9 protein-coding genes are annotated in these 13,375 nt (G+C 68.4%); 5 read left to right on the top strand and 4 right to left on the bottom strand.

Annotation, left to right across the window (positions count from 1 at the left end; translation table 11 throughout):
- Positions 1 to 87: 87 nt before the first annotated feature.
- Positions 88 to 1,464, bottom strand: a complete 1,377-nt coding sequence (locus DIE16_RS01005) for an MFS transporter (protein WP_124519631.1) — start codon at positions 1,462 to 1,464, stop codon at positions 88 to 90.
- Between the two features lie 182 nt (positions 1,465 to 1,646).
- The gene (locus tag DIE16_RS01000; RefSeq protein ID WP_044843030.1) at positions 1,647 to 2,606 is read right to left on the bottom strand and encodes an MBL fold metallo-hydrolase; all 960 of its coding nucleotides are present in this window, start codon (positions 2,604 to 2,606) and stop codon (positions 1,647 to 1,649) included.
- 177 nt (positions 2,607 to 2,783) lie between these two features.
- Between DIE16_RS01000 and DIE16_RS00995 the strand changes: the two genes are divergently transcribed.
- Positions 2,784 to 4,436: an IclR family transcriptional regulator gene (locus DIE16_RS00995; RefSeq protein ID WP_124519516.1), complete on the top strand. Its 1,653-nt coding sequence runs from the start codon at positions 2,784 to 2,786 to the stop codon at positions 4,434 to 4,436.
- A gap of 848 nt (positions 4,437 to 5,284) precedes the next feature.
- Here the strand turns inward: DIE16_RS00995 and DIE16_RS00985 are convergent.
- Entirely contained in the window at positions 5,285 to 5,767 is a 483-nt protein-coding gene (locus DIE16_RS00985) for an Lrp/AsnC family transcriptional regulator (protein ID WP_124519633.1), read from the bottom strand.
- Positions 5,768 to 6,050: 283 nt separating this feature from the next.
- Here DIE16_RS00985 and DIE16_RS00980 point away from each other — a divergent pair, with 283 nt between their 5' ends.
- Both DIE16_RS00980 and DIE16_RS00975 read left to right on the top strand, forming a co-directional pair.
- On the top strand, positions 6,051 to 6,698 hold the full coding sequence (locus DIE16_RS00980) for a LysE family translocator (protein WP_124484905.1): 648 nt from the start codon (positions 6,051 to 6,053) through the stop codon (positions 6,696 to 6,698).
- Positions 6,699 to 6,789: 91 nt separating this feature from the next.
- On the top strand, positions 6,790 to 7,221 hold the full coding sequence (locus DIE16_RS00975) for a YqaA family protein (protein ID WP_124519518.1): 432 nt from the start codon (positions 6,790 to 6,792) through the stop codon (positions 7,219 to 7,221).
- A gap of 118 nt (positions 7,222 to 7,339) precedes the next feature.
- Here DIE16_RS00975 and DIE16_RS00970 read toward each other — a convergent pair whose 3' ends face one another.
- A complete protein-coding gene (locus DIE16_RS00970) occupies positions 7,340 to 8,992 on the bottom strand; it encodes an acyl-CoA synthetase (protein ID WP_124484907.1) in 1,653 nt (550 codons plus the stop codon).
- 196 nt (positions 8,993 to 9,188) lie between these two features.
- Between DIE16_RS00970 and DIE16_RS00965 the strand changes: the two genes are divergently transcribed.
- Together DIE16_RS00965 and DIE16_RS00960 are read left to right on the top strand one after the other, a co-directional pair.
- Positions 9,189 to 9,968 carry a Crp/Fnr family transcriptional regulator gene (locus tag DIE16_RS00965; RefSeq protein WP_124519635.1) on the top strand — a complete coding sequence of 260 codons (780 nt, stop codon included), beginning with the start codon at positions 9,189 to 9,191 and terminating at the stop codon, positions 9,966 to 9,968.
- Positions 9,969 to 10,207: 239 nt separating this feature from the next.
- The gene (locus DIE16_RS00960; RefSeq protein ID WP_124519637.1) at positions 10,208 to 13,375 is read left to right on the top strand and encodes an efflux RND transporter permease subunit; all 3,168 of its coding nucleotides are present in this window, start codon (positions 10,208 to 10,210) and stop codon (positions 13,373 to 13,375) included.

Below are 13,375 nucleotides of genomic sequence, written 5' to 3'. Positions count from 1 at the left end.
GATCGTCTCCTCGATGGATGCGGATACGGTGCGGACAGGAAATGCAGCGCCGGTCGCCGCCGCTCGCCGGCAGCGACCGGCCGCGATTCAGGCGCGGCGTGCGGGTTCGCCCTTCACGCCGAGCATCAGCGCGGCGCCGCTCAGCGCGAGCAGCGCGGCCAGCAGGTACACGGCGAGATCCATGCTGCCGGTGCGCGTGCGGATCAGCCCGATCACCCACGGGCTGACGATGCCGCTCGTGATCCCGATGCTGCTGATCAGCGCGATCCCGGCCGCGGCCGCGTTGCCGGACAGGTAGCGGGTCGGCACGGCCCAGAAGATCGGCAGCGCGGCGAAGATCAGCGTCGCCGCGATCGACAGGCACGCGAGCATCGCCGCGAAGCTGTGCAGGTGCAGCGTCAGCGCCGCGAGTGCCAGGCCGCCGCCGATCGTGCAGCACGCGAAGTGCTTGCGGCGCTCGCCGGTGCGGTCGGAATGGCGGGCGATCAGGATCAGCCCGACCGCGCCGACCGCGTTCGGCACGACCGTGTAGAGGCTCACCGACACGACGTCGGTCACGCCGAAATCGCGGATCATCAGCGGCATCCAGAAGTTGAGCGTCAGCGATGCGCAGGTCAGCGAGAAGTAGATGAACGCGAACAGGTAGACGCGCGGGTTCGCGAGCGCGGCGACCAGGCTGCGTTTGTCGTGCGCACTGTGCGCACCATGCGCACCGCCATCGCTGCACAGCGCGGCGACGCGCGCCTTTTCGTCGGACGTGAGCCACGCTGCGTCCTGCGGCCGGTCGACCAGGTACGTGAACGCGAAGCATGCGAGCACGATCGCCGGCGCGCCTTCGATCGCGAACATCCATTGCCAGCCGTGCAGCCCGAGCACGCCGCTCATGTCGCGCATGATCCAGCCCGACATCAGGCCGCCGAGCACCCCCGCCACCGCGACACCCGCGAAGAACACCGAGATCGCCGCCGCGCGGCGGTTCGCCGGGAACCAGTAGGTCAGGTACAGCACGATGCCGGGAAAGAAGCCGGCCTCGAACACGCCGAGCAGGAAGCGCAGCACGTAGAAATGCGACGGCTGCGACACGAACATCATCGCGGTCGACGCGATGCCCCACAGCAGCATGATCCGCGTGAACGTGCGGCGCGCGCCGAAGCGCGCGAGCAGCAGGTTGCTCGGCACCTCGCAGAACACGTAGCCGACGTAGAACACCGCGGCGCCGAGGCCGTACATCGCATCGCTGAAGCCGAGGTCGTGCTTCATCTGCAACTGCGCGAAGCCGATGTTGATGCGGTCGAGGAACGACACGACGTAGCAGAGGAACAGGAACGGCACGATCCGCCACGCGATCTTGCGGAACAGCAGCGCGTCGCCGGCAGCGGACGCCGGCGCGGATTCACAGGCGGAAGCCGACGCCGCGGCACTCGCGTGCGCGATCGTCGCTTCGGCGGGAAGCGATTGGGGCATGTCTCTCTCCAAACGGGCCGCGCGATTCGGGCGCGCAGCAGTCTCCGCGAGCGTACATGCGCCCGGCTTTCTTGTGAGAACGGAAGTCGGCTCCCTGAACCGCCGCGCGATGCGGCCGCCGCTCAGGCGCCGTCAGGAACGCGGCGCGGCGCCCGCCCGGACGCCCCGCCGCGGTGACCCGCTCAGTCCTGCAGCGCGTCCCACATTTCCTTGTCGCGCTGCGCGGTCCAGATGCGCGGATGCGTGATGCCGCTCGCCTCGTCGTACGCGCGCGACACGTCGAACGGCAGACAGTGCTCGTAGATGAACACGTGGCCGAACTTCGGATCCATCGCTTCGCGCGTGAGCGCCATCGACGCCTTCAGGTCGAGCTTGCGCTCGACGGCCTTGCGGCCCTGCGCGAGCAGCGTCGTCACGAAGTCCTTCGTGTAGTCGAGGCCCTTGTTCACTTCGGCCGGATTCAGCAGCGCGGGGCCGCGGCCCGGCACGAGCTTTTCCGCGCCGAGCGCGCGCAGCGCCTCGAGCGTGGCCGGCCACTGTTCGAGCTGGGCGTCGCCGCAATAGCAGGCCGCGTCGTACTCGACCAGGTCGCCCGAGAACAGCACCTTCTGCGACGGCAGCCAGACGATCGTGTCGCCCTTCGTGTGGCCCGAGCCGACGTGCATGATCTTCACCTCGAGCTTGCCGAGGAACAGCGTGATCTCGCGCTCGAACACGAGCGTCGGCCAGGTCAGGCCCGGCACCGTCTCGACGCCCGCGAACAGCCGCGGGAAGCGCTCGATCTCCGACTTCATGTCGGCCTCGCCGCGCTCGACGATCATTTCGTAGGTGCCGCGGCTCGCGATCACGTGCTGCGCGCCTTCGTCGAAATACGCGGACGCGCCGAGCACGCGCACCGCGTGGTAATGCGACAGCACGACGTGCTTGATCGGCTTGTCGGTCACGCTGCGGATCTTCGCGATCAGGTCCTGCGCCATCGCGGGCGTCGCGGTCGTGTCGACGATCAGCACGCTGTCGTCGCCGATGATCACGCCCGAGTTCGGGTCGCCTTCGGCGGTATAGGCGTACGCGTTCTCGGACAGCTGCGTCCAGGTGACTTTCTTCTCTTCCAGATCGGCTTGGGAGGCGAATGCTTTGGCCATGTTGCGTTCCGTGGCTGCGAGCCATGTGTTGAGGGGAATGAGCGGATCATCTTCCCGCGCCGATTATTTGTCAATGACAAAGTCGCTTGCTATTGTTTAATACGGGTAAACCTGCGGGCTGGCGCGTCAAATGGCGTCGGATACCATGCGGGGTTTCGTCAATGGAAGAATCATCGCGTGCAGAACCACGAAGTCAGCGCAGACGACGCGCCACCCAAGGCGCAGCGCGGGATCCAGAGCGTCGAGGTCGGCGGCCGGCTGCTCGACGCGCTCGCGCGCCGGCGCAAGCCGCTCGGGCTGTCGGAGCTGGCGGCCGCGGCCGACCTGTCGACCGCGCAGGCGCACACCTATCTCGTCAGCCTGACGCGGCTCGCGCTCGTGAAGCGCGACGCGCTCACCGGCAACTACGAGCCGGGGCCGCTGTCGCTGCGGCTCGGGCTGATGTCGATCGAGCGCCAGCCGGCCTATCGCGCGGCGCTGCCGCACGCGGCGCGGCTCGCGGAAGCGGTCGGCCTGAGCGTCGCGCTGTCGGTGCCGGGCGCGCTCGGGCCCACGATCGTGCGCATCGAGCACGGCGGCTATCCGCTGCACGTGAACCTGCACGTCGGATCCGTCATGTCGCTCGACACGACGGCGACCGGCCGGGTGTTCCGCGCGTTCGGCGACCCCGCCCAGCTCGACGCGATGGCGGCCAGCCAGGCCGGCGCCGGCGCCACGCTCGCCGGCGCGGAAGGCGACCAGCCCCCGTCCGACGCCCGCGCGTGGCAGGCCGAACTCGACGCGATCCGTGCGCGCGGGATCGAGCGCGGCGTGGATCGGCCGAGCCCCGGCGTCAGCGCGATGTGCGTGCCAGTGCTGGACGCGGACGGCCGCCTGCAACTCGCGTTGACGGTGATCGGTTCGAGCGGCTCCATCGATGTCGGCTGGGACGGCCCGATCGCGACGGCGCTGCGCGATGCGGCGCGGCAAGCCACCGCGGCGCTCGACGCGGGACGCGACGCACCGCCGGTCGCGCCGGGCATGCCGCCGGCCACGCAGCGCATGCCGCCCGCGCTCGCCGACGACACGAAGGCGCAGCGCGGCATCAACGCGCTCGACAGCACGGGCGAGTTGCTGCTCGCGCTCGTCTCGGCGGGCCGTGCGCTGCCGTTGCGCGATCTCGCGGCAGCCGCCGGCATGCCGGCCGCGAAGGCGTTTCCGCACCTCGTGAGCCTGCAGAAGATCGGCCTGCTGAGCCGCGACGACGCGGGCTGCTTCGGCGGCGGGCCGCTCGCGCAGGCGCTCGGCCTGATCGCGATGCAGCGCGTGTCGCCGACGCGCGATGCGGAAGCCGAAATCGTCGCGCTGGCGGCCGCGACCGACCTGAGCGTGGCCGCGGCGACGCTCGGGCCGCTCGGGCCGACCGTGATCCGTCTCGAGGAATCGGCGCGGCCGCAGCACGTGAGCCTTCAGGTCGGCACGGTGATGTCGCTCGTGAATACGGCGATCGGGCGGATTTTCGCGGCCGGCATGTCCGACGACGTGCTGGCCGGCCTGCTGGCCGACGAGCCGGTGCGCCTCGCAGGCCGCGCGACGCAGGTCGACGACGCGTTCCGCGCGCGGCTCGCGACGATCCGCGCGGACGAACTCGATTTCGCATTCGATGCGCCGGTGCCGGGCATCGGGACGATCGCCGCGCCCGTGTTCGATCACACCGGCAGCATCCGGCTCGTGATTGCGATCATCGGCTCGTCGCGCGGCTTCCCGCGCGGGCCGCACAGCGAACTCGCGCATACGCTGCTCGCCGCGGCGCGCCGCCTGTCGTGGCGCTTCGGGTGGATCGGCGGGTAATCGCCGCCCCGCTGCCGCGCCCGTTCTCGTCGCCCCGCTTTCCGTTTTCGCCCGTCAATGCGAGGCCGCGCTCGCCGCGGTCTCGTCACGCCTGCCCGCCACGCAGAAGGTGGCGCAGCTCATGTTGCGCGGCAGCAACATAAATTGTCAGTAATTCTCATATAACGAAATCGCATTTCACAAGACGGTGACGTTTCTTTATGATTAGGGTTATCCCTAACTCGCCACCTACATGGGGCTTCGTCATGCAAACGTCTAATGTCTCCGATCGTTCCACCCAATCCGCTGGCTGGCTCGCACGTGTCGGCGAGCTGCTTGCAGAAGCATGGGCACTGCACCTCGAGAACTGCGCAGTCATCGCTGAAGCGCACGCACGCCTGCCGCGCTGAGCGCGGCGCCCGGCCGCCAGCCGGCCACGCGCTATCTCCATCCGTCTGATGCGCCTTGCGGGGACGCGCGCCGAAAGGCCGCCGCGTCCGGCACGAGGCGCCGGACGGAAGTCGCAAAAAAAGGGCGCATACCCTCGATGGCATGGTGCTCACGCGCTGTGAGCACGGTCGCAGCGATGTCGATACGCGGATGCCGGTCCCGACGAACTTGTCGGCACGGTGTTGATCGCAGCTTCCCGGAATGTCCGGCCGCTGCGTAGCCGATGCATGCCCGCTGCGCGCCACGCGCCGGGCCTGGCCGTCACGGAAGATTCATCCGTTTTCCCGCCGCGCGGGCACGGCCTGCCGGTATCCGGCTCCGGGCCGCGCGCAACGGGCGCGACAGCCCGCTTCCCACCCTTCTCCAGCACCGCCGCGAACCGCGTCGTCACGACGCCGCGCGGCGCGTCGCCCCCGTCTTCACACCTGAATCGACGGCACGTCTTTCATGCACCGCAGCGCGAACATCGAGCGGCTGTGGCGAATGCTCGAAATCCTGTACAGCTTCTCGCGCAGGAAGCGTTCGTAGCCGGCCGTGCCGTCCACCGCGACCTTGATCCAGTAGTCGTATTCGCCCGATACGAGGTAGGCCTCGAGCACTTCGGGCAGTGCCGCGAGTTCGGCGCCGAAACGCGCGAGCGCATCGTCCTCGTGGCGATCGAGGGTGACTTCGAGGATCACGATGTCCGCGTAGCCGAGCATGCGCTGGTTGACCAGCGCGACGTAGCCGTCGATGTAACCGTCGAGTTCGAGCTGCCGCGTGCGGTTCCAGCAGGCGGTGGTCGACATGCCGATCTGTTCGGCCAGTTCGGCGTTCGACAGGCGCGCATTTTTTTGCAGTGCACCGAGGATCTTGCGGTCCTGGTTGTCGAGGGTTTTCGGCGTGCGTTCGCGGATAGCCATGACAGGAAGAATCTTCTACAGAAAATCCGCATTCTATCCGAACAGGCTTCCGGTTTCGGGTGCGTTTTACTGGAAAACAGGAAGCCTTTTAACCGGCCGGCTTGATACATTTTCTCCATGCCTGGTGTCCGGCACGCTCCCTGCGACAACCCCTTCGCACCGGGACGCCTGGCCGCAATCACGAGTTGCGGCGCAGGACACGCAGGCATGCAACGTCCCGCCCCCCGCGCGCCTACCCGGTCGCACGGGCCGGCGCCTGATCCTCCGTTTCCGCACTCCCGTCATGTCGTTCAGGCTTTATCTGTCGTTCCTCGCTGCGTCCGCCGTCCTCATCTACGCCCCCGGCCCCGTCAACCTCCTCACGATGAACCAGGCATTGCGCGCCGGCTGGCGCCGCGCGCTGCCGTGCGTCTGGGGCGGCACGCTCGCCGTGCTGCTGCAGCTCGCGCTTACAGCGCTGTGCCTGAATTCGCTGGTTCACCTCGACGAGCACGCGCTGACCGTGCTGCGCTGGGCCGGCGCCGCCTACCTCGTATGGCTCGGCTGCAAGCAATGGCTCGGCCGGGCGCCGGTCACCGCGCCCGCCGCGTCGACGGACGCCGGCAACACGGCACCCGACGACACCGCCACCGGACGCGCGCTGTTCTGGCGCGGCGTCGCCACCTCCGGCCTGAACCCGAAGACGCTGCTGTTCTTTCCGTCGTTCTTTCCGCAGTTCATCGTCCCGGATCCCGACTGGAGCCTGAACGCGCAATTCCTGCTGCTCGCGGCGAGCTTCGCGCTGCTGTTCGCCGGCGGCGTCGCGTCGATGGCGCTGTTCTCGCACCGGCTGAGCCGTGCGCTGCAGCGGCCGGCGCGGATGCGCGCGATGAATCGCGTGACGGGCGGGCTGCTGGTCGGGATGGGCGCGATCATGGTCGGATGGAACTGAGCGGCCGCCTGAGCGCGTGACGTCGCGCGCTGCGGCGCGCGCCACCCCACGCCGGCCGACGCGCGGCCGGTACGACCAGTACAATCGCGCGATGTCCGAACTGCTCACTTACGGCGGCCTGTTCGCCGTGTCGATGGTCGCCGCGACCCTGTTGCCGCTCCAGTCCGAAGCCGTGCTTGCGGGCCTGCTGCTCGCCGGGCGCGAACCGGTGTGGGCGCTGGTGCTGGTGGCGAGCGTCGGCAACGTCGCGGGCGCGGCGATCAACTGGACACTCGGCCGCGGCATCGAGCACTTCCGCGACCGCCGCTGGTTTCCGGTGAAACCGGCCGCGCTCGCGCGCGCCGAGGGCTGGTATCGGCGCTATGGCCGCTGGTCGCTGCTGCTGAGCTGGGCGCCGGTGATCGGCGACCCGCTGACGATGATCGCCGGCGTGCTGCGCGAGCCGCTGCCGACCTTCGTCGCGATCGTGACGATCGCGAAGGTCGGGCGGTATCTGGCGATCGCGTGGCTCGTCGTGCCTTGACGCCTTGACGCCTTGACGCCTTGACGCCTTGACGCCTTGACGCCTTGACGCCTTGACGCCTTGACGCCTTGACGCATTCACGTATCAAGGCGTCCGCCCGCACGACGCCCCGTCGACGTTACTTCTTGTCTCCCGCCAGGTCGATCGCCTTGTCCGATCCGACCGCGTTGCGCAGCTGGAATTTCTGGATCTTGCCGGTCGACGTCTTCGGCAGCTCGCCGAAGCGCACGACCTTCGGCACCTTGAAACCCGCGAGCAACTGCCGGCAGTGGGCGACGATCTCCGCCTCGGTCGCGCTCGCGCCTTCGCGCAGCTCGACGAACGCGCACGGCACCTCGCCCCACTTCGGGTCGGGCATTGCGACCACCGCCGCGACCGCGACGGCCGGATGCCGGTACAGCGCATCCTCGACCTCGATGCTCGAGATGTTCTCGCCGCCCGAAATGATGATGTCCTTGCGGCGATCCTTGATGCGGATGTAGCCGTCCGGCGTCAGCACGCCGAGATCGCCCGTATGGAACCAGCCGCCGTGGAACGCTTCCTCCGTCGCGTGCGGGTTCTTCAGGTAGCCCTTCATGCAGATGTTGCCGCGGAACATGATCTCGCCGAGCGTCTCGCCGTCGGCCGGCACCGGCGTCATCGTGTCCGGATCGAGCACCGTCGCGCCCGCTTCCAGGTGATAGCGCACGCCCTGCCGCGCATTGAGCCGCGCGCGCTCGTCGTCGGGCAGCTCGTCCCAGTGCGCCTGCTTCGCGCAGACGGTCGCCGGGCCATAGACCTCGGTCAATCCGTACACGTGCAGCAGGTCGAAGCCGATCTCCTTCATCTTCGCGATCACGGCCGGCGCGGGCGCGGCACCGGCGACCATCGCGTGCACCGTGTGATCGATGCCGGCGCGCAACTCGGCCGGCGCATTCGCGATCGCGCTCTGTACGATCGGCGCGCCGCAGTAATGCGTGATGCGCTCGCGGCGGATCAGGTCGAACACCGTCTTCGCGTCGAACTTGCGCAGGCACACGTTCACGCCCGCGCGCGCCGCGACGGCCCACGGGAAGCACCAGCCGTTGCAGTGGAACATCGGCAGCGTCCACAGATACACCGCGTGCTTCGGCATGTCCCATTCGAGGATGTTGCTGATCGCCGCGAGATACGCGCCGCGATGGTGATACACGACGCCCTTCGGGTCGCCCGTCGTGCCGGACGTGTAGTTCAGCGCGATCGCCTCCCACTCGTCGGCGGGCGGCGTCCATGCGTAGTCGGGGTCGCCGCCCGCGACGAACGCCTCGTAGTCGGTCGCGCCCGCGAAGCGCGCGGGGTCGGCCGGCATCGCATCGGCAACGCTGACGATCTTCAGGCCCGGCACTTCGAGCGCCGCGCGATGCGCGAGCTCCGCGTATTCGGTGTCGACGATCAGCACCTTCGCCTCGCCGTGACGCAGCATGAACAGCACCGATGAAATGTCGAGCCGCGTGTTGATCGTGTTGAGCACGGCGCCGGCCATCGGCACGCCGAAGTGCGCCTCGACCATCGCCGGGATGTTCGGCAGCAGCGCGGCCACCGTCTCGCCGCGCGCGACGCCGGCCCGCGCGAGCGCGCTCGCGAGCTGCTTCGCCCGCGTGTAGGTCTCGCCCCACGTGCGCCGCACGTCGCCGTGCACGATCGCGAGGCGCGCGCCGTAGACTTCGGCCGCACGGACCAGAAAGTCGATCGGCGTGAGCGGCACGTAGTTGGCATCGCGGCGGCCGAGTCCGGCCTCGAACATCTGCGTCATGATCCTGTCTCCCGTTTTCTGTCGACCGGCGCGTGCGTCGGCCTCGTATCCGGCAAGTGTGCATGCACCCCGACCGGTCTTGATGTGGTTCAATTGCCGACAGCCTAACGGGCGCTATTGTGAGCCGTCTGTCATCGAAACGACAGAGTGCCTCATGAGCGCTGCGCGTTATCCCTATCCTCGCAAACCCGCATCCATGCACGACCACCTCGTTGCGCCGCCCGACGCGGCCGCCGCCGCTGTCAGCCCGCCGGCCAGCCCGCCGGCCGACACGCCGCTCGAACCGGGCCCGTTGCCCGCCCTGTCCGTGCTGTTCGGCCAGTGCGCGTGGTTCCGCGCGCTGGCGCCGGAACACCAGGCGCTCGTGCTCGCGCAGTCGCGCGCCGAGCAGCACGAGGCCGGCGACGTGATCGCGCAGCGGCTCGCACCGTCCGAATACTGGATCGGCGTGCATCGCGGGTTGCTGAAGCTCGCGATCTTCAACGCGTCGGGGCGCGGCTGCACGTTTTCCGGCGTGCCGTCGGGCGGCTGGTTCGGCGAAGGCAGCGTGATCAAGCGCGAGCTGCGCAAGTACGAAGTCGTCGCCGTCCAGCGCTCGATCGTGCTGTTCGTCCCGGTCGACACGTTCCATGCGCTGCTCGACACGAGCCTGCCGTTCACGCGCTTCGTGATCCACCAGTTGAACAACCGGATGGGCGAGTTCATCGCGTCGATCCAGAACAGCCGGCTGCTCGATGTCGACGCGCGCGTCGCACAGGCGCTCGCGCAGCTGTTCAACCCCGCGCTGTACCCGGACACCGGCCCGTCGCTCGCGATCTCGCAGGAGGAACTGGGAATGCTCGTCGGCGTGTCGCGGCAGCGGATCAACCAGGCGTTGCAGCAACTCGAGAAACTCGGCGTGCTGCGGCTCGCGTACAACCAGATCGAAGTCGTCGACCTGGCCGCGCTCGCGCAGGTCGGGATGGAACAGATCTGAGCGACGCCCGATGAACGGAAGCGTCGCTGCTGCGGCATGCGCGTGCGGTGCGGCGGCCTTTTTCGGGCATCGGCGTCCGCGCGCGTTTTCATCCGATCAATCGGCCTGAAGTCGCCTCGGTCGCCGCGCGCCGAACCTGACAAATCCGCCAGTTTCGTGTCAGTGACTCGTTCAGCCCCGACGCCTATCATTCGGGTTCCCCTCACCGCCGCCTGATCACCGCCTGTCCCGCCGCCTCCATGTGGATCGTCAATCTCGCGCTCAGGCGCCCCTACACGTTCATCGTGATGGCCATCATGATCGTGCTGGCCACCCCGCTCGCGCTGATGCGCACGCCTGTCGACGTCCTGCCGGCGGTCAACATTCCCGTCATCAGCGTGATCTGGAATTACACCGGCTTCTCCGCGAAGGAGATGACCAACCGCATCACGGCCGTCCATGAACGGATCCTCACGACGACCGTCAACAACATCCAGCACATCGAGTCGACGTCGCTGCCGGGCATCGCGGTCGTGAAGGTGTTCCTGCAACCCGGCGCGAACGTGCAGACCGCGATCGCGCAGACGGTCTCGTCCGCGCAGGCGATCGTGCGGCAGATGCCGCAGGGCGCGACGCCGCCGCTCGTGATCACCTATTCGGCGTCGAGCATCCCGGTGATCCAGCTCGGGCTGTCGAGCAAGACGCTCAGCGAACAGTCGCTCGCCGACATCGCGCTCAACTTCCTGCGGCCGCAACTGATCACGATCCCGGGCGCGCAGATCCCGTTTCCGTACGGCGGCCGCACGCGCGTGGTCGCGATCGACCTCGATCCGCAGGCGCTGCTCGCGAAGGGCCTCACGCCCGCCGACATCGTCAACGCGGTCAACGCGCAGAACCTCGTGCTGCCGACCGGCACCGCGAAGATGGGCCAGACCGAATACCGGATCGACACGAACGCGTCGGCCGACACGGTCGCGGACATCAACGGCCTGCCGGTCCAGACCGTCAACGGCGCGACGACCTACCTGCGCGAGGTCGCGTCGGTGCGCGACGGCTTCGCGCCGCAAACGAACGTCGTGCGCCAGAACGGCCAGCGCGGCGTGCTGATGTCGATCCTGAAGACCGGCGACGCGTCGACGCTGAAGGTCGTGTCGGACCTGAAGGCACTGCTGCCGAAGGTGATCCCGACGCTGCCCGAAGGACTCACGATCACGCCGCTGTTCGACCAGTCGGTGTTCGTCAACGCCGCCGTGCAGGGCGTGATCCACGAGGCGCTGATCGCCGCCGTGCTGACCGCGATGATGATCCTGCTGTTCCTCGGCAACTGGCGCAGCACGCTGATCATCGCGATCTCGATTCCGCTGTCGATCTTCACGTCGCTGATCGCACTCTCCGCGCTCGGCGAGACGATCAACATCATGACGCTCGGCGGCCTCGCACTCGCGGTCGGGATCCTGGTCGACGACGCGACCGTCACGATCGAGAACATCGAGCGGCACCTGCATCTCGGTACGAATCTGCACGACGCGATCCTCGAAGGCGCGGGCGAGATCGCGGTGCCCGCGTTCGTGTCGACGCTGTGCATCTGCATCGTGTTCGTGCCGATGTTCTTCCTGACGGGCGTCGCGCGCTTCCTGTTCGTGCCGCTCGCCGAAGCCGTGGTGTTCGCGATGCTCGCGTCCTACGTGCTGTCGCGCACGCTCGTGCCGACGCTGGCGATGCTGCTGTTCCGCCCGCAGCAGGCCACGAGCGGCCCCGATCATGCGACGTCGCGGTTCGCGCGCCTCCATCACGCGTTCAACGCCGCGTTCGAGCGGCTACGCGCGTGGTACATCGTGCTGCTCAGCATGCTGCTGGTGCGCCGCCGCTTCTACGCGACGTGCTTCCTCGGCTTCTGCGTGCTGTCGACCGGCCTCGTGTTCGTGCTCGGCCGCGACTTCTTCCCGAACGCCGATTCCGGCAACCTGCGGCTGCACATGCGCGCGCCGACCGGCTACCGGATCGAGGAGACCGCGCGCCTTGCCGACCAGGTCGAGCGCGTGATCCGCGAAACCGTGCCGGCGGACGAGCTCGGCGCGATCGTCGACAACCTCGGGCTGCCGGTGAGCGGCATCAACCTGTCGTACAGCAATGCCGGCACGATCGGCACGCTCGACGGCGAACTGATGATCGCGCTGAAGCCTGGCCACCGCGCGACCGCGCACTACGTGCAGACGCTGCGCACGCTGCTGCCGCAGCGCTTCCCGGGCGTCGAGTTCTTCTTCCAGCCGTCGGACATCATCACGCAGATCCTCAACTTCGGTCAGCCCGCCGCGATCGACGTGCAGGTGCTCGGCAACGATCTCGCGAGTAACATGGCTATCGCGAGCAGCCTGATGAAGAAGATCAGGCAAATCCCCGGCACCGTCGACGTGCACGTACTGCAGCGCAACGACGAACCGACCCTGGTGGCCGACATGGACCGTACGCGCATGCAGCAGCTCAGCCTCTCCGCGCAGAACGTCGCGCAGAACATGCTGATCTCGCTGTCCGGCAGTTCCCAGACGACCCCGTCGTTCTGGATCAATCCGCGCTCGGGCGTCCAGTACCCGCTGCAGATCCAGACCCCGCAATACAGCATCGCGTCGATCGACGACCTGCTCGGCACGCCGATTTCCGCGAGCGGGCGCACCGGCATGCCGCTGCAATTGCTCGGCAACCTCGTGCAGATCCATCCCGTCGCGAACCCGGCGGTGATCACGCACTACAACATCCGCCCGGCGATCGACCTGTACGTGAGCGTCGAGGGCCGCGACCTCGGCTCGGTCGCGGGCGCGATCGACCGCATCGTGTCCGACGCGCGCGCGACGCTGCCGCGCGGCACCGACCTGTCGGTGCGCGGCCAGGTCGAGACGATGCGCACGTCGTACCTCGGCCTCGGCGCGGGAGTCGCGATGGCGATCGTGCTCGTCTACCTGCTGATCGTCGTGAATTTCCAGTCGTGGCTCGATCCGCTGATCATCATCAGCGCGATGCCGGCCGCGCTCGCCGGCATCGCGTGGATGCTGTTCATCACCGGCACGCACCTGAGCGTGCCCGCGCTGACGGGCGCGATCATGACGGTGGGCGTCGCGACCGCCAACAGCATCCTGGTCGTGTCGTTCGCGCGCCAGCGCCTCGCGACCGGCGCGCCGCCGCTCACGGCCGCACTGGAGGCCGGCGCGACGCGGATCCGCCCGGTGCTGATGACGGCGCTCGCGATGATCATCGGGATGGTGCCGATGGCGCTCGGTCTCGGCGAAGGCGCCGAGCAGAACGCGCCGCTCGGCCGCGCGGTGATCGGCGGCCTGCTGTTCGCCACCGTTTCGACGCTGCTGTTCGTGCCGCTCGTGTTCGGCGGCGTGCATGCGCGGCTGGCCCGCCGGCGCGCGCGCCCGGCCGGACACTGA

Source organism: Burkholderia sp. Bp9090, assembly GCF_003857985.1.
In the GTDB taxonomy this organism is placed as follows: domain Bacteria; phylum Pseudomonadota; class Gammaproteobacteria; order Burkholderiales; family Burkholderiaceae; genus Burkholderia.
The sequence above is the reverse complement of the archived record's forward strand: the minus strand, read 5'-3'. Positions and strand labels throughout refer to the sequence as shown.

Bases quoted from the DNA above. Each gene is read 5' to 3' on its own strand.
- DIE16_RS01005 (WP_124519631.1), bottom strand. From the start codon at position 1,464: ATGCCCCAATCGCTTCCCGCCGAAGCGACGATCGCGCACGCGAGTGCC.
- DIE16_RS01000 (WP_044843030.1), bottom strand. From the start codon at position 2,606: ATGGCCAAAGCATTCGCCTCCCAAGCCGATCTGGAAGAGAAGAAAGTC.
- DIE16_RS00985 (WP_124519633.1), bottom strand. From the start codon at position 5,767: ATGGCTATCCGCGAACGCACGCCGAAAACCCTCGACAACCAGGACCGC.
- DIE16_RS00980 (WP_124484905.1), top strand. From the start codon at position 6,051: ATGTCGTTCAGGCTTTATCTGTCGTTCCTCGCTGCGTCCGCCGTCCTC.
- DIE16_RS00975 (WP_124519518.1), top strand. From the start codon at position 6,790: ATGTCCGAACTGCTCACTTACGGCGGCCTGTTCGCCGTGTCGATGGTC.
- DIE16_RS00970 (WP_124484907.1), bottom strand. From the start codon at position 8,992: ATGACGCAGATGTTCGAGGCCGGACTCGGCCGCCGCGATGCCAACTAC.
- DIE16_RS00965 (WP_124519635.1), top strand. From the start codon at position 9,189: ATGCACGACCACCTCGTTGCGCCGCCCGACGCGGCCGCCGCCGCTGTC.
- DIE16_RS00960 (WP_124519637.1), top strand. From the start codon at position 10,208: ATGTGGATCGTCAATCTCGCGCTCAGGCGCCCCTACACGTTCATCGTG.